Origin of the sequence: Alteribacillus sp. HJP-4 (assembly GCF_042139015.1) — a bacterium.
Lineage (GTDB): Bacteria > Bacillota > Bacilli > Bacillales > Marinococcaceae > JBHIKY01.
In genome coordinates this window covers 133,206-148,615 of record NZ_JBHIKY010000008.1, presented here as the reverse complement: position 1 = coordinate 148,615, position 15,410 = coordinate 133,206, and the positions used below count along the sequence as shown (strand labels likewise).

At 39.9% G+C, this 15,410-nt stretch carries 17 protein-coding genes; 14 read left to right on the top strand and 3 right to left on the bottom strand.

From position 1 onward, the window contains the following. Positions 1-465: 465 nt before the first annotated feature. From ACE4RR_RS09850 to ACE4RR_RS09815, 8 genes are read left to right on the top strand one after another with little or no spacing between them, the layout of a single operon-like run. Complete coding sequence (locus ACE4RR_RS09850; protein WP_375535241.1) at positions 466-981, top strand: YqeG family HAD IIIA-type phosphatase; 516 nt, start codon at positions 466-468, stop codon at positions 979-981. Between the two features lies 1 nt (position 982). Further along, positions 983-2,089: a ribosome biogenesis GTPase YqeH gene (yqeH, locus tag ACE4RR_RS09845; protein ID WP_375535240.1), complete on the top strand. Its 1,107-nt coding sequence runs from the start codon at positions 983-985 to the stop codon at positions 2,087-2,089. Beyond that, positions 2,089-2,940, top strand: a complete 852-nt coding sequence (gene aroE, locus ACE4RR_RS09840; RefSeq protein WP_375535239.1) for a shikimate dehydrogenase — start codon at positions 2,089-2,091, stop codon at positions 2,938-2,940. Before yqeH ends, aroE begins: the two co-directional genes overlap by 1 nt. Then, positions 2,941-3,234 (top strand): ribosome assembly RNA-binding protein YhbY, encoded by a 294-nt coding sequence (yhbY, locus tag ACE4RR_RS09835; RefSeq protein ID WP_375535238.1) that lies wholly within the window; start codon positions 2,941-2,943, stop codon positions 3,232-3,234. It abuts the gene before it with no gap. Positions 3,235-3,247: 13 nt separating this feature from the next. Then, positions 3,248-3,829: a nicotinate-nucleotide adenylyltransferase gene (locus ACE4RR_RS09830; protein WP_375535237.1), complete on the top strand. Its 582-nt coding sequence runs from the start codon at positions 3,248-3,250 to the stop codon at positions 3,827-3,829. Further along, positions 3,816-4,421 carry a bis(5'-nucleosyl)-tetraphosphatase (symmetrical) YqeK gene (gene yqeK, locus ACE4RR_RS09825; RefSeq protein ID WP_375535236.1) on the top strand — a complete coding sequence of 202 codons (606 nt, stop codon included), beginning with the start codon at positions 3,816-3,818 and terminating at the stop codon, positions 4,419-4,421. The genes ACE4RR_RS09830 and yqeK overlap by 14 nt, the downstream gene beginning before the upstream one ends. Next, the gene (gene rsfS / locus ACE4RR_RS09820) at positions 4,399-4,752 is read left to right on the top strand and encodes a ribosome silencing factor (RefSeq protein WP_375535235.1); all 354 of its coding nucleotides are present in this window, start codon (positions 4,399-4,401) and stop codon (positions 4,750-4,752) included. Before yqeK ends, rsfS begins: the two co-directional genes overlap by 23 nt. A 10-nt stretch (positions 4,753-4,762) precedes the next feature. Beyond that, positions 4,763-5,515: a class I SAM-dependent DNA methyltransferase gene (locus ACE4RR_RS09815; RefSeq protein WP_375535234.1), complete on the top strand. Its 753-nt coding sequence runs from the start codon at positions 4,763-4,765 to the stop codon at positions 5,513-5,515. Positions 5,516-5,585: 70 nt separating this feature from the next. Here ACE4RR_RS09815 and comER read toward each other — a convergent pair whose 3' ends face one another. Beyond that, positions 5,586-6,410, bottom strand: a complete 825-nt coding sequence (gene comER, locus ACE4RR_RS09810) for a late competence protein ComER (RefSeq protein ID WP_375535233.1) — start codon at positions 6,408-6,410, stop codon at positions 5,586-5,588. 102 nt (positions 6,411-6,512) lie between these two features. Here comER and ACE4RR_RS09805 point away from each other — a divergent pair, with 102 nt between their 5' ends. From ACE4RR_RS09805 to ACE4RR_RS09795, 3 genes are all read left to right on the top strand, one after another. Further along, complete coding sequence (locus ACE4RR_RS09805) at positions 6,513-7,127, top strand: helix-hairpin-helix domain-containing protein (protein WP_375535232.1); 615 nt, start codon at positions 6,513-6,515, stop codon at positions 7,125-7,127. 72 nt (positions 7,128-7,199) lie between these two features. Continuing rightward, positions 7,200-8,486, top strand: a complete 1,287-nt coding sequence (locus ACE4RR_RS09800) for a homocysteine synthase (RefSeq protein WP_375535231.1) — start codon at positions 7,200-7,202, stop codon at positions 8,484-8,486. 43 nt (positions 8,487-8,529) lie between these two features. Further along, the gene (locus ACE4RR_RS09795) at positions 8,530-10,869 is read left to right on the top strand and encodes a DNA internalization-related competence protein ComEC/Rec2 (protein WP_375535230.1); all 2,340 of its coding nucleotides are present in this window, start codon (positions 8,530-8,532) and stop codon (positions 10,867-10,869) included. Positions 10,870-10,921: 52 nt separating this feature from the next. On the opposite strand, the gene ACE4RR_RS09790 is transcribed toward ACE4RR_RS09795, so the two are convergent. Next, positions 10,922-11,062: a YqzM family protein gene (locus ACE4RR_RS09790; protein WP_375535229.1), complete on the bottom strand. Its 141-nt coding sequence runs from the start codon at positions 11,060-11,062 to the stop codon at positions 10,922-10,924. A 353-nt stretch (positions 11,063-11,415) separates the two neighbouring features. On the opposite strand from ACE4RR_RS09790, the gene holA reads away from it, so the two are divergent. Continuing rightward, complete coding sequence (holA, locus tag ACE4RR_RS09785) at positions 11,416-12,450, top strand: DNA polymerase III subunit delta (protein WP_375535228.1); 1,035 nt, start codon at positions 11,416-11,418, stop codon at positions 12,448-12,450. A 195-nt stretch (positions 12,451-12,645) separates the two neighbouring features. On the opposite strand, the gene rpsT is transcribed toward holA, so the two are convergent. Next, the gene (rpsT, locus tag ACE4RR_RS09780) at positions 12,646-12,912 is read right to left on the bottom strand and encodes a 30S ribosomal protein S20 (protein ID WP_375535227.1); all 267 of its coding nucleotides are present in this window, start codon (positions 12,910-12,912) and stop codon (positions 12,646-12,648) included. A gap of 176 nt (positions 12,913-13,088) precedes the next feature. On the opposite strand from rpsT, the gene gpr reads away from it, so the two are divergent. Next, entirely contained in the window at positions 13,089-14,195 is a 1,107-nt protein-coding gene (gene gpr / locus ACE4RR_RS09775; protein WP_375535226.1) for a GPR endopeptidase, read from the top strand. Positions 14,196-14,261: 66 nt separating this feature from the next. Then, positions 14,262-15,407 (top strand): stage II sporulation protein P, encoded by a 1,146-nt coding sequence (gene spoIIP, locus ACE4RR_RS09770; RefSeq protein ID WP_375535225.1) that lies wholly within the window; start codon positions 14,262-14,264, stop codon positions 15,405-15,407. The last annotated feature ends 3 nt before the right edge of the window (positions 15,408-15,410 follow it).

The window sequence follows — 15,410 nt, the reverse complement described above, 5'->3', positions numbered from 1 at the left end:
GCAAAAAGCAGCCCGCGCACCTCCCTTGAACCTTTTTCTTTCACGATTTTTCATGTTAATGTATGGATGTCAATTCTTTTCATTTCTTTGTTTACAATCAACTCATTTGATGATCTTAGTTTAGCATTAAAAAAATTGCAGAACAACCGTTCTCTTATCCACAAGCACTCGTGGATAAATTGTTTATAACCTGTTAAAGAATGAAAGCAATCGTTAATTTATCGGGCTGTAATATGTTGAGAAAAGTTATCCACAGTTTTGTAAATTCAAATAATGTCGAATTATTTTAGTTCTGCTTCTACTTTCTATGGCTGTACACGGGGATTAGTTTGAAAAATAGAGAGAACAAAGGTATACTTTCCATTTAGTGATAGTGAGATTATGCCAGTGTTCCGCAGGCATATTCATTTTTACAAATGACCTATTTGCTGAACAGCAAATGATATATAAAGGGTGTGTCATTTCTTGTTAAAACAATTTATTCCAAACGAATATCTGCCTTCGGTGTTTGAGCTGGATATTGAAAAGCTGCATGAGAATAACATTAAGGGCATTATTACAGATTTAGACAATACACTCGTCGAGTGGGACCGCCCGGAAGCTACCCCAGAACTGTTAGATTGGATGCACTTTGTGCGTGAGCAAGGGTTTCAGGTCACTATTGTATCAAACAACAGCAAGACGAGAGTTCGCCATTTCTCAGAACCGACAGGTATACAATTTATTCATTCTGCAAAGAAACCAATGGGGAATGCTTTTCGAAAAGCATGTAAAAAAATGAACCTGAAAAAGAATGAAGTTGTTGTCATTGGTGATCAGGTACTAACAGATGTTTTTGGTGGAAACCGGGCAGGGTTTTATACGGTGCTGGTCGTGCCGGTAGCTCAATCAGACGGAGTTATTACAAAAATCAACCGTAAGGTGGAACGAAGAGTATTAAAGCGGTTAAAAGACCGTGGATTGATTCAATGGGAGGATTAACATGGACGAAAAGCTAATCTGTGCAGGCTGCGGAGCGCAGATACAAACTACAGATTCAGGCTCAGCCGGATATACACCGCCTTCAGCTCTGGATAAAGCGGTAGTAATCTGCAGGCGCTGTTTTCGTTTAAAGCATTATAATGAAGTGCAGGCAGTGGACTTAAATGATAGTGATTTTATTGCAAAACTTCATGAACTCAGCAGCAGGCATGCCTTGATCGTAAAGATAGTAGATATATTTGATTTTGAGGGAAGCTGGATTCCTGGATTTCAACGGTTTGCAGCTCATAATGAAATTTTGCTCTTAGCTAATAAATCTGATCTGCTTCCGAAATCAGTTAACGAGAACAAGGTAATTTCATGGATAAAAAAGTCTGCGAAGGATCAAGGGCTTCGGGTTTCGGAAGTAATGCTGATCAGCGCATCTAAAGGAAAAAATGTACAGGATGCTGCTGCATTAATGGATAAAATGCGAAGTGGCAGAGATGTATATGTGACTGGATGTACAAACGTAGGAAAATCTACCTTCATCAATCGAATAATAAAAGAGTTCGGAGGAGATGAAGAGCAGTTAATTACCACTTCCCATTTTCCAGGGACGACACTTGATATGATCGATCTCCCACTGGATGATGGGAAAAGTTTATATGACACCCCTGGTATTATCAATCACAAACAAATGGCACATTTTGTTAACACAACCGAATTAAAACAAATTACCCCTAAAAAAGAGATAAAACCAGTTAACTTTCAACTCGAGGCGAAGCAGACACTTTTTATTGGGGCACTTGCCCGTTTTGATTTCGAAAGCGGAGATAAGAATTCATTTGTTGCATATTTTTCAAACGACGTAAATATTCATCGGACAAAGCTTGAAAATGCAGATTCTCTCTTTGAATCACATGCAGGAGATATGCTTTTTCCCCCTGGTGAAGATACTTTAAAAGAGATGCCCGAATGGAAAAAATATACATTTCATATCCGCCGGCCTAAGACTGATATTATCATCTCCGGCCTCGGTTGGATTACTGTCGTCAGCCAGGGTGCTGAAATATGTGTCCATGCCCCTGAGGGAGTGGGAGTTTCATTAAGGGAAGGGATTATTTAATGAACAGTTATAAAAAAAAATATTATGGATTAATAGGATATCCTGTAGGGCATTCTATGTCCCCATTAATGCATAACGACCAATTTGAACGTCTTCAGCTTCCTTATTCCTATCAAGCGTTCGAGGTGGATCCTGCGGATCTTGGTGAAGCAGTCAGAGGCTTGAAAGCTTTAAATTATTCAGGCTTTAATGTGACAGTTCCCCATAAAGTGGAAGTGATGAAATATTTGGATGATATCGATAAGGAAGCGGAAATTATAGGAGCTGTAAATACTGTTGAAATAAATAATGGACATTTAATCGGAAGAAATACGGATGGAACGGGATATCTGCAGTCACTTCTTGTTAAAGCTGGTCCAGTTTTGACACACAAGAAAATTCTTGTAATAGGTGCCGGGGGAGCGGCAAGAGCAGTGGTATCTGCCCTGATAAACCATGGAGCTGAAAACGTAATTTTAACGAATCGCACACTCGGCAGGGCCGAGTTAATTTCCGAAAGTTTAGCTTCCCCGGAAAAGGTGAAAGTATTACCAAAAAAAGAAGCAGAAAAAGAAACACCATCATTTGATATTATAATTAACACAACATCCATTGGGATGCACCCGAACGTCACAGACACCCCTTGGACTACAGCTGAGTTGAAGCCTGGTGTGCTCTGCAGTGACTTAATTTATAATCCTCTTTATACGAAATGGCTGAAGGATGCTGAGCAAGCAGGTGCTGAAATATTAAATGGTGTCGGAATGTTTGTCGGGCAGGGAGCGGTTGCATTTGAAATCTGGACCGGCCTGACACCAGATATTAACAGAATGACTAGAATTGTTTTAGAGCAACTCGGAGGAGATGAATAAATGTTAAGCGGCAAACAAAAACGATTTTTACGAAGCGAGGCCCATTCAATTAAACCTATATTTCAGGTAGGAAAAGCCGGGGTCAATCATAACTTGATTAAGCAGACAGAGGATGCTCTTGAAGCAAGAGAGCTTATTAAGATATCAATACTGCAGAATTGTGCGGAAGACAAACATGAAGCCGCAAGAAAAATTTCCGAAGCTTCCCACTCTGAAGTCGTACAAGTTATCGGAAGTACCATTATTCTGTATAAAGAATCATTGGAAAACAAAAATATTCAGTTACCAATATAAAAAGGGGCTTCTTATGAAGGAAAGAATAGGATTACTCGGCGGCACATTTGATCCTCCTCATCAGGCGCACCTCATAATTGCGCAAGAAGCAATGACTGTCCATAATTTGGATGAAGTCTGGTTTATACCTGTGAGCACTCCCCCCCACAAAGTACGCTCCCAGCTGGTGAGCGGAGTGGACCGTCTTGAAATGACCAGGCTGCTGATTCAGGACAATGCCCGTTTTTTTATATCAGATATTGAATTAAACCGCAGGGGATTGTCCTATACGGTGGATACGGTGCGGGAGCTGAGAGAGCGTTATCCAGGAAAAGAATATTTTTTTATTATCGGTGCTGATATGGCGGAGCAGCTGAATACGTGGGAAAACATTGAAGAATTAAAAACCTTAATTACTTTTATTGTCAGCGGACGTCCTGGTTATGCTGCTCAAATTAAAGGCTCAGAGGGTATACTACATTTAGATGCTCCTTTACTTGATATTTCGTCCACTGATTTGCGCAGCCGGATTACAAACAAACAAAATATCCGTTATCTCGTCCCGGATGCGGTTCGACATTATATCGAGGAGAGAGGGTTGTATGAACAGACATAATGCTCTGGCAATAGTAAAGAAACAATTGACAGAACATCGCTACATTCATACGCTCGGGGTAACAGATACTGCAATAGAATTAGCAGAAAGAGCAGCAGTAGATCCATCAAAGGCTGAAATGGCTGCGATATTTCACGATTACGCAAAATTTCGACCAAAGGATGAAATGATAAAAATAATTCATAGTCAGAAATGGGACCCAGCTTTTATAGATTATGGAGAGGAACTGTTGCACGCCCCGGCAGGAGCGTACCTTGTGAAGAAAGAAGCTGGTATAAATGACGAAGAAATCTTATCGGCTATATATTGGCATACTACTGGAAAAGCAGAAATGACATCTCTTGAAAAAATCATATTTTTAGCTGACTATATAGAACCAAACAGGCGCTTTCCCGGCGTTGATGATGTGAGAAAAGAAGCATTGGAAAGCATTGATAAAGCGATAATTTCAGCACTGCGCAATACAGTTATCTTTTTGATGAAAAAAAATCAGCCAATTTTTCCAGAAACATTGAACGCATATAATGATCTTGTAATAACAGAAAGAAAAGAGAGGATGAAAAAACGCGATGGAACCAGCAAAAACACTTGAGCTTGCCGTGAAGGCAGCTGATGAGAAAAAAGCAGAACACATTGTGGCTTTGGACATGAAAGAAATTTCACTGATTGCTGATTATTTTGTGATAGGCCACGGGAATTCAAGTAAGCAGGTACAGTCAATTGCTCAAGAAATCAAGAAAAAAGCTCAGGCTGAGGGTTTTGATGTTAAGCGGCTTGAGGGCTTTGAAGAAGCAAAGTGGGTATTGATTGACCTCGGTGATGTTATTGTTCATATATTTCATAAAGATGAAAGACATTATTATAATTTAGAAAAATTATGGGGAGACGCACGACAGATAGAACTTCAATCGGTGCTTTCCTAAGGGGTGCTGAATGGAATCGTACAAAGGGTTTGCAGAAGTTTATGACGTTTTAATGGAGAATGCACCTTATCTGGATTGGGCTGATTTTATAGAAGGAATTTTAACCCAACAAGAAATGCGGCCATGCAATATACTCGATCTTGGCTGCGGAACAGGAACGTTGATAAATTATTTGTCAAAACGCGGCTATAAAATAGATGGAGTTGATCTCTCGGAAGATATGCTTGCGGTAGCTCAGCAGAAGAATTTTCATTATAAGCCGGTTCTGATAAAGCAGGATATGCGAAAGCTGCATCTGCCTCATAAATATGATGTCATTCTATCTATGTGTGATGCTGTGAATTATCTTAGAGATAAGAAATCTGTCCTCCATACGTTTCAGGCTGTCAGCGAGCATCTGAATGACGGAGGCTTATTTATTTTTGATGCCCACTCCTGTCATTACCTGGATACAGTACTTTCTGATTTTTCTTACGCAGACAATGCAGAAGATATTTCTTATATCTGGAACTGCAGTGCAGGAAGCAGCCGTGGAGAAGTTGAGCATGAACTTACTCTTTTTCTTAAGCAGAAGGGCAATGAATATATCCGTTATGATGAAGTGCATATACAAAAAACGTTTACCGAAAAAACATATATAAAATTGCTCGAGGAAGCTGGGCTGCACAGGATAAATACTTTTGCAGACTTTTCATTTGATAAACCAGCGCCGGACAGTGATCGACTTTTTTTTATAGCAAAAAAGATTTACAAAAAACAATGAACAAGCTATTCTAAAAAAGACGGATCTCCCGTCTTTTTTTCACGAACTGCCCACCGGATAGAAAACTAATTTATTTATTAAACAAAGGTTCCATTTTCCCTTTATCTTCTCTAAATTTTGAATGAGTCGTCTGAAAAACTTCCTCAAACATACCGGCGCTTTTTTTTCTCAGGACACCCAGTCCGGCCCCGGTAATCCCTCCTGGAACATTCACTTTTTCTTTTAACGTCTGTAGATTATAGACACCTGAATCAAGCAGGTTCCCAAAACAAATAATCATCTGCTCCGTCATCATTTCTGCTTCTTCCTTGCTTATTTGTGTTTCTTTTACAGCCGCCTGGATAAACTGTTCAAGCAGGAAACTAAAGAATGCGGGACCGCAGCTTACTATATCACTAGCTGCCCTGATACATTCTTCTTCTATTTCCACAGGTGAACCAAAAGTGTTAAGCCACTGCATAAAGAATTGCTTTTCCTCTTTTCCCCAATTATTTCCGAAAGTTACTAAAAACGGTCCGTTCCCAGTTTTGTTAAGGATAGTTGGAACGACTCTGCCTGTTTTTCTGCACGGAAGAGAATCAAGTTCTTCTCCAGAAACCGGACTCGTAATGGTCAATAAAGTATGGCTGCCCGTTAAATGCTTTCTCAGCTCCGGAAGAATTCCTTCATAATCCCCAGGTCTGATACACAAAAATAACATAGAGGCTTCTTGGACAATTTCTTTTACGGAGGTATGTGTGTGAATTGAGGTAAATTTATCCTTTAGAGACTGACTTTTACTGTAAGTGCGATTAAATACATGCATCTTTTCCTCTGAAACGGCTTTTTGCTCAAGCATGACCTCAATCAACATACTTCCCATATTTCCGGCTCCAATGACTCCTACAGTTTCCATGTGAAGCTCCCCCTTTCCAGACAAAAATACTCTTTTACTTATATGCAAAAGAAGCTCTAATATTCCAATTTAAAAATCAGAAATCAGAAAGGAAGGAATCTATTGTTAAATAAAAAAAATGTAAGTATTGCTGCTGCCTCTGCTGTGATATTATTATCTGGTTTAACTTACAGCTTCACCCAGGGAGGAGAGGAGGCTGAACCAATTAATAGTTTTGAAATTCTAGAAAATCCAGAGGAAAATCCAGCGGACTTCAACAGTTCAAATAATTCTGTGTCTGAAAACAACGAAGAAATTTTCGTTGATGTAAAAGGGGAGGTGATTAATCCTAATGTATATGAGATGAGGGCGGGTACGAGAATAATCGATGCAATTGATAAAGCAGGTGGCTTAACAGAGAGCGCAGATGAATCCACGGTAAATTTTTCTCAGAAACTGCAGGATGAAATGGTAATCCTTGTTCAGGAGAAAGGATCTCAAATCGATATGGCTGCAGAAGAATCTCCCAGCTCAAATGTTAATGAAAAAATCAGAATTAATTATGCTGATCAGACGGAGTTAGAATCACTGACAGGGATTGGCCCGGCAAAAGCTGAAGCTATAATTTCCTATCGTGAAGAAAATGGGATGTTTTCATCGGAACAGGAGTTGTTAAACGTATCAGGAATAGGTGAAAAATCTCTTGAAACAATGCTTGAATTAATTACGATCAATTAATAATTGTATCAATTTTTTGGAAATTCTGATATTGTAAAACTGATAAAAAGGCATGATCAGGAGGGGAATATAATGGCAGAAGAAAAATGGGAGCTTGAAACTTTGGCAGTTCACGGAGGTCAAGAAACAGATCCAGTAACTCAGGCAAGGGCGGTACCTATTTACCAGACGACTTCATATACATTTAAAGACACGGAGCACGCTGCGAACTTATTTTCATTAGCTGAGTTCGGTAACATTTATACTCGAATTATGAATCCAACTCAGGATGTATTTGAGAAAAGAATGGCAGAGCTGGATGGCGGGGCAGCAGCTCTTGCAACGGCCAGTGGAAGTTCGGCTATTCATATTGCAATATTAAACATATGTGAGAACGGAGATGAAATCATTGCTTCAAGTGGACTTTACGGTGGAACGTATAACATGTTTGTACATACCCTGCCCAAAATGGGTATTAAAGTCCATTTGGTTGATGGTACTAATCCAGAAGCGTATGCAGAGAAAATAAATTCAAAAACAAAGCTGATTTATGGTGAAATGATAGGTAATCCAAACGGTAACGTTTTGGACATTAAAGCAATTGCTGAAGTGGCACATTCCAATGATCTCCCGCTCATGGTGGATGCTACACTGGTTACACCTTTCTTATGCAGACCAATTGAGCATGGTGCGGATATTGTAGTCCACTCCGCCACCAAGTTTATAGGAGGCCATGGAACTTCCATAGGAGGGGTAATAGTTGATTCTGGAACTTTTAACTGGGCAAATGGGAAATTTCCAGGGTTAACAGAACCTGATCCCAGTTATCATGGTGTAAAGTATACAGAGGCAGTTGGTGAGCTTGCCTATATAATAAAAGCGAGGGTGCAGCTTCTTAGGGATCTAGGTCCGGCTATTTCTCCTTTCAATTCATTTTTATTGCTGCAAGGGCTTGAAACGCTTCCGCTTCGTATGGAACGCCACTGCGAAAACGCAATAAAAGTTGCTCAATATTTACAAAATCATGAATTGGTGGACTGGGTGAATTACCCTGGGCTTTCTTCGCATAAAACTTATAAAATGGCTAAAAAATATATGCCGGATGGTCAGGGAGCAATACTTACCTTTGGAATAAAAGGAGGGACAAAGGAAGGGCAGAAATTTATTAACTCATGCAGACTTCACTCGCACGTCGCCAATGTAGGAGATGCTAAATCACTTGTTATCCATCCTGCCAGCACCACACACCAGCAGCTTTCCGAAATAGACCAGGAAGCTGCAGGCGTCAGCTCTGATTTAATTAGATTATCGGTTGGAATTGAGCATGTTGACGATATCATTGGAGATATTGAACAAGCGCTTCAGCTAAGTCAAAAGTAATGGAAGAAAATAGAATTATAAAATAATAGAAAGAGGTGATGCCTTGAAAGGTTCCGGCATTTATCTCTGTATAGGAAGCGCGGCCGCGGCAGCAATAGTATTCTCTGACTGGAACTTCCAATTTGTTTGTACAGCGGCCCCGCTGTTTCTTTTTTGTTATCTCCGCATTCCGCAAGTTTCCCTCAAAATTATTTACCTCATTCTTATCTTGTTAATTCTCATACGAACTGAGTTAATCGAACAATTGAATATCTCAAAAATGGATTCGGATACCACCTCAGTGTCAGCCATTATAAAAAGTGCTCCCCTTAGAAATGGTGATAATGTTAAATGGACGGCTGAGACGAAGAGTGGAGAAAAAATAATTATTTCACTAAATCTTCAAAAAAAAGAAGAGATTGAGCAATTAAATCAATTTATGCCAGGTATCGAATGCAATTGGAAAGGTAAGCTCGAAAAGCCAATTCCAGCCGTGAATTTTCGTGCATTTTCTTATATGGATTATTTACATCAGCACCAGATTCACTGGGTGTTTCAAGCCGAGTCTCTTGATCATGGTTCGTGTGCCATAAAGGATAGTAAAATCAGCCAGTTAAAAGAGAAACTTCTAATTTGGCGCCATTTTGGGGTGGATTGGATAGAATCCAATTTTCCAGTGCCACTTCAAGGCATCTCAGCAGCTCTGATTTTTGGGGATAGACAGCTTTTAGAGCCTGAAACGGAAATATCCTACCAAAGTCTTGGTATTATACACTTGCTCGCTGTTTCTGGAATGCACGTAGGTCTTATAACCGGATGTATATTAATAATACTCCTGCGCGCCGGCTTTACAAAAGAGAATGCTGCTGTTGTTTTAATTTGTTTTCTCCCAATATATATTATTTTGGCAGGAGCTGCACCGTCTGTCGTTAGGGCAGGGGGAATGGCAATCATTTTTATGGTGATTTACCGCTTTCGTTTGAACAGCAGACATGCGGTGGATGTACTTGCATTTACATGTATTGTCATGCTGCTGTGTAATCCATATTATTTGCTTCAGGTCGGTTTTCAGTTGTCATTTATTGTTAGTTTATGTTTAATGTTTTCCAGTAAATTGATTTTGAAATCAAATATTCCAATGTCGTTAATCATCGTAACCACACTAGCTCAGTTAGCCTCGCTTCCCATCATTCTTTACCATTTTCATGAGTTCTCATTATTAAGTTTTCTCTTAAATCTTCTTTTCATTCCACTTATTACAATTATTGTGCTCCCCGCAAGCTTTCTGCTTTTCTTTATTTCGCTTATTTCTCTGCCTTTGGCTGATCTTTGGCTTCAGCCGCTTGCTGATTTAATGGATGCATTGCATCTTGGGTTAAATAGGATTCGTCAGACACGTTTTCTACAGGTTCCGGCGGGACAACCGGCTGCGCCAATGATTATGATTATGAGCTTTTCCATCCTGTACGTATTTAAAAGTAGTGAAAGAAAAGGAAAGTTATGCACATACGCATTAAGTATCGTGACGGCTTCGTTACTTCTGCAGATATTTCTCCCGTATACAGATAATAAAGCTTATGTTACTTTTCTTGATGTCGGTCAGGGGGACAGTATTGTAATTGAACTGCCTTATAGAAAAGCTGTCTATGTCATTGATGGGGGTGGTGCACTTACTTTTCCAAAAGAAAAATGGGCAGAACGCGATAAATTATATGATCCCGGTGAACAAATTGTAGTACCATTTTTGAAATCAAGGGGGATAAGAGAGATAGATACCGTTATCGTTACTCACGGAGATGCAGATCATTATGGGGGTGTTCCTGCCGTCACAAGAGAAACAAAGGTGAGAAAAATATTATACGGCAGATCGGAAAAATTTGAGAGCAAAGAAATTAAATTTCTGGCGGAGATGAGTAATCGAGGCATTCCGGTTTTTGAAACAGGGGACGGTGATGCGTGGTTAGAAGATGGTCATCAGTTTAAAGTTCTTGCACCAGAAGGCACAGAATCAAGTGGGAATGCTCGTTCTATTGTTCTGGCAGCAGAAATTAAAGGTAAAAGTTTTTTATTTACTGGAGACATTGAAGAACAGGAGGAAACTCAACTGCTAAAAAGATACCCGTATATACAAGCTGATTATGTAAAGGTCGCTCATCATGGCAGTTCCACCTCAAGCAGTGAAGCTTTTCTCGATCAAATAGGAGCTAAAACAGCGTTTATATCCGCCGGGCGCTGCAATCGGTTCGGCCACCCTGGAGAGGATGTTTTATCGAAGTTAGATTCAAGAAATATTAAAGTATTTCAAACAAAAGAGCAAGGAGCAGTCCGCTTAACGATACGAGCAGACGATAAAGTCTCAATTAATGCCGCAGTTCCTGCAGGAGTTCAATATGAATGCAAATAAAAAAAGACTCCGTTTGCAGCAAACAAAGTCTTTTTATCCTTTTGAATTTGCGTTACGAGAACATGTTAGCGACATCCACAATTGTTGCCACTAGAAAAATCAATGCGAAGAAAACAAAAGAAACTATAAAGGCAACAACCGAATCGTTAAAATCATTGCGCTTGCTCTGGACGTCCTTTTCAAAGTGGTTCATAAAAACAGCCCTCCTCATTTACGCTCTCTATATAAAGTATAAGACAATCCTTTAAAAAAATCCATATGCATTCCTTTTCATTTTCATAAGGATAGTGCTGGTGTTCATGTAAAGAGTTGTCACCTATAACGAACATCAACATAGGATATCCTAAGAGAGAACAGAAACGATTATCGCAGCTATTTAGGGTTCCTAGGCCTCGGTGGCTGCGTTTATCATAAATGAGACGGTCTATCCAATGGGGAGAGGCCGTTTCTCCTCTCTTCTTTTATGCTGATGGTGAGTGGCTGTTGCTAAATCCCTCAAGTGATTATACGATAATGATATATTTAAATTTGAGGAGACATATATAAATGATGAACTATGCTGAAATATCCTCGAGCCTAAAGAAAAATACGGGACCTCTCTATTTACTATATGGGGAAGAGGATTATTTTATTAAAACAATTACAAATACCATAAAAAGCAATGTTTTATCTGTAGAGGAGCTTGACTTTAATTACTCTGTATATGACATGAGAGAGACAGCAGTAGAAACAGCAGTTGAAGAGGGAGAAACGCTTCCCTTCTTCGGCAATCGACGTGTGATAATTTTAAAAAATTGTTATTTTCTCACCGGGCAGAGAGAAAAAGATAAAGTGGAGCATAATATTAAAGCGCTGGAAAGATATATTTCCTCCCCCCCGCCGGAAACAGTAATGGTATTAACCGTAGCTCATCCAAAGCTGGATGAGCGCAAAAAAATTGTAAAACAGTTAAAAAAGCAGGCATTAACCTTTGCATCGCATTCAATTGATGAAAATATGATGCAGGAGTGGGTCCGTGAAAAAACAGGGAATCATTCAGCTGCTTTCGAAAAGAATGCGGTCGAGCGGTTGGTTCAGCTCGCCGGCAAGGATATGCTGATGCTTTCATCTGAATTGGAGAAAATACTTATATTTGCTGCTGACAAAAGCAGCATAACAGTAAATGACATAAATGCCTTAGTAGCAAGAACACTCGAAGATAATGTTTTTGAACTGGTTGATTTTGTTATCCGAAAGCAGACCAGCCGCGCGCTGCGGGTTTATTATGACCTTCTAAAGCAAAATGAAGAGCCCATTAAGCTGCTCGTTTTACTGGCAAGACAGTTCCGAATTATGCTTCACGTACAGGAATTGAAAAAAAGAGGGTACTCCCGTCAAAAAATCGCTGGTTTAATAAAAGTGCATCCTTATGCCGTAAAAATTGCAGAAGGACAGGCGAGATCATTTACAGAATCACGATTAAAGTCAATTTTGACTGAGCTGGCTGAGGGCGATTATGAAATGAAAACAGGAAAAGTTGATAAAACCCTCAGGCTGGAGCTGAGCATTATTAAAATCAGCGGAATGGAAAAAACTGCATAAAGTAAGCTAAGGCTTTCGCCAATTTGACATGGCGGAAAGGCTTAGCTTTTTTTATGACACAGAAGCTTGAACTATCCATAAGTGCTTTTCTGAATATAAAACCCTAAATCAAATGATAAAGAGAAAACACATGGTTATGTCTGCTGTTATGAATTCAATCAAATAAAAACGACTCCCCAAGAGTCGTTTTTTTCCTTATTGAGCGATCGTGTTTAAACGCTTTTGCATGCGTGATTTTGCACGATTGGCAGCGTTACTGTGGATCATGTTCTTACTGGCAGCCTTATCGACCTTTTTGGAAGCAAGGATAAAAATTTCTTTTGCACCTTCTGCGTCATTATTATTTACCTTTTTATCGAATTCCTTAATGGCAGAGCGCATGGAAGATTTAAAAGCCTGATGCTTCACACGGCTGATTTCGTTTGTTAAAACGCGTTTTTTAGCAGATTTAATATTAGCCAATTCCTTCACCTCCTTAAGTGATCATTGACCTTCCGGTTCAAAGATAGCACAAAAGGATTCTATCAAAAAATGCCCGATGGCGCAACATAAGAATAACTTTACTACAGAGGTTTCATACTATATTTAATTAGATTGGATAAGAGACGATTAAATTTAAATAGAAAGCAGGAAATTAAATGAAAAAAGAATTAGACCTTTCAAGCTTTTCAGTTCGTACAGATTTAGCCATAGAAGAAAAAGAAATGCTTCAGGAGAAAGAGCTTCATCCACAGGATACTTCTAAAGGTATTACTGTAAAAGAGCGAGAAGAGGCAGGAGTTACGATCACCCACGTGAAAATGGATGAAAATGGAGCGCGTCAAACAGGAAAAAAAGCGGGGAATTATTTAACATTTGAGGCACAGGGTATACGCAAACAGGATACTGAACTACAGCAGAACCTTGAACAGATTTTCGCTCGTGAATTCAGCCAATTTCTTGATGATATGGGTGTACAAAAAGATGCATCCTGTCTGGTAACCGGACTTGGAAATTGGAATGTAACACCAGATGCACTCGGCCCGATGGTGGTGAACCGTCTGCTGGTTACGAGGCACTTGTTTCTAGAAGCACCTGAGCAGGTAGATGAAGGGTTCCGCCCAGTAAGCGCATTTGCCCCAGGAGTAATGGGGATGACCGGGGTAGAAACAAGCGATATTATTTCTGCCGTTATCGAAAAAACGAAGCCCGATGTCATTATTGCGGTCGACGCCCTTGCCGCACGGTCGATTGAGCGGGTGAATGCAACGATACAAATATCAGATACTGGTATTCATCCCGGCTCAGGTATAGGCAATAAGCGTAAAGAATTAAGTAGAGAGGTATTAGGGATTCCGGTGGTGGCCATTGGAATTCCAACGGTAGTCGATGCGGTATCTATTACCAGCGATACAATTGATTATTTGTTAAAGCATATAGGCAGAGAAATGAAAGATAAAGAAATGCCGGGCAAAGCCCTGACACCTGCAGGGATGGTCTTCGGAGAGAAAAAAGTATTAGATGAGAAGGACCTGCCTGATGATCAGGGGCGCCAGGCAATACTGGGAATGATCGGAACCCTTGAAGACGAGGAAAAACGGCGATTAATCCAGGAAGTTCTCGCTCCGCTCGGCCATAATCTTATGGTAACACCTAAAGAGGTAGACGTTTTTATGGAGGATATGGCAAACGTTGTGGCAGAAGGACTGAATGCAGCTCTTCACGGCAGTGTCAATCAGCAGAACACCGGAACCTATACAAAATAACGTTCTATCTTCACGTTCTATCTTCGTTTATGTAGCTCATAGAGTATACAGAGGAGGAAGATAGAGATGGGGCTGAAAAAATCTAATAGACACATTTTAAGCAGGACAAGCCTGTTAAATTGGACAGCACGTTTCGTCGCCGGTCCACTCATTATATTATTATTCGTAACCTTACTTACCTCATTTGGAGAAAAGCAGCCTTTTAGCTCCCGTATGCTTTCTGAATGGAGCGAGGTATTACAACAGGATACTTTGTTTTCCTTTTTTGCATTTGAAAACAAGCTGTATTCATCTTTTCCAGAGACCTCTGTAGAATCCGGATTATTTCATGCGACCGTTGAAATAGCAACAAATATTGATGTGAACGATCCCCGTACACTTTTAGGAAAAGAAATACCGGGACTTGCTGCTATGAACGAAAAAATTATTGTAGCAGGTGAAGGGACAAATTTTTCAAACATGCCGGTGGAATCTGCGCCTCCGCTCGAAGTACTGATGGAAGAGCGGGAAACAAACAATAAACGGCTGCAAGTACTTGAAGATGAAACTGAGACGCCCTCTAATCTTGAAAAAGTAGCGCACATAATACATTCACACAGTAGAGAATCATATCTGCCGGAATTAGACGAAGGTAATGATGTCGCCTTTCATCCTGATGTAAATATTACTCTTGTGGGAAGACATTTCGGTAAGGAGCTTGAAAAAAGAGGAATTGGAACTGAAGTGGACAACACAGATATTGAGAAGCAGCTGCATGAAAATGGCTGGGACTTTCCTCAGTCCTACGATGTTTCAAGAAGTGTCCTCGAAGAAGCCATAAATGAAAACGACAATCTTGAGTTATTTTTTGATCTGCACCGTGATTCGCAGCCCCGGGATATTACTACAGTTACTATCAATGGAGAAACGCTCGCAAGAACCTTTTTTGTAATTGGTAAAAACAACCCCCATTATGAAAAAAATCTGGAAATGGCAACTACGCTTCATAATAAACTCGAAGAAAAATATCCAGGTCTGAGCAGAGGGGTTATTGAAAAAGGTGGAGCAGGTTCCAATGGTAATTACAATCAGGATTTAGGTGAGAAATCAATTCTCATTGAAATGGGAGGGATTGAAAATAATCTCGAAGAAGTTTATGGATCATCTGAAATATTAGCTGAGGTCATTAGTGAATTTTATAACGAAACAAAAGACGCAGAAGGGGAGGAGTAGAAT

Coding starts and splice junctions, on each gene's coding strand:
- yqeH (WP_375535240.1), top strand. CDS start 983: ATGGACGAAAAGCTAATCTGTGCAGGCTGCGGAGCGCAGATACAAACT.
- aroE (WP_375535239.1), top strand. CDS start 2,089: ATGAACAGTTATAAAAAAAAATATTATGGATTAATAGGATATCCTGTA.
- yhbY (WP_375535238.1), top strand. CDS start 2,941: ATGTTAAGCGGCAAACAAAAACGATTTTTACGAAGCGAGGCCCATTCA.
- ACE4RR_RS09830 (WP_375535237.1), top strand. CDS start 3,248: ATGAAGGAAAGAATAGGATTACTCGGCGGCACATTTGATCCTCCTCAT.
- yqeK (WP_375535236.1), top strand. CDS start 3,816: ATGAACAGACATAATGCTCTGGCAATAGTAAAGAAACAATTGACAGAA.
- rsfS (WP_375535235.1), top strand. CDS start 4,399: ATGGAACCAGCAAAAACACTTGAGCTTGCCGTGAAGGCAGCTGATGAG.
- ACE4RR_RS09815 (WP_375535234.1), top strand. CDS start 4,763: ATGGAATCGTACAAAGGGTTTGCAGAAGTTTATGACGTTTTAATGGAG.
- comER (WP_375535233.1), bottom strand. CDS start 6,410: ATGGAAACTGTAGGAGTCATTGGAGCCGGAAATATGGGAAGTATGTTG.
- ACE4RR_RS09800 (WP_375535231.1), top strand. CDS start 7,200: ATGGCAGAAGAAAAATGGGAGCTTGAAACTTTGGCAGTTCACGGAGGT.
- ACE4RR_RS09790 (WP_375535229.1), bottom strand. CDS start 11,062: ATGAACCACTTTGAAAAGGACGTCCAGAGCAAGCGCAATGATTTTAAC.
- holA (WP_375535228.1), top strand. CDS start 11,416: ATGATGAACTATGCTGAAATATCCTCGAGCCTAAAGAAAAATACGGGA.
- gpr (WP_375535226.1), top strand. CDS start 13,089: ATGAAAAAAGAATTAGACCTTTCAAGCTTTTCAGTTCGTACAGATTTA.
- spoIIP (WP_375535225.1), top strand. CDS start 14,262: ATGGGGCTGAAAAAATCTAATAGACACATTTTAAGCAGGACAAGCCTG.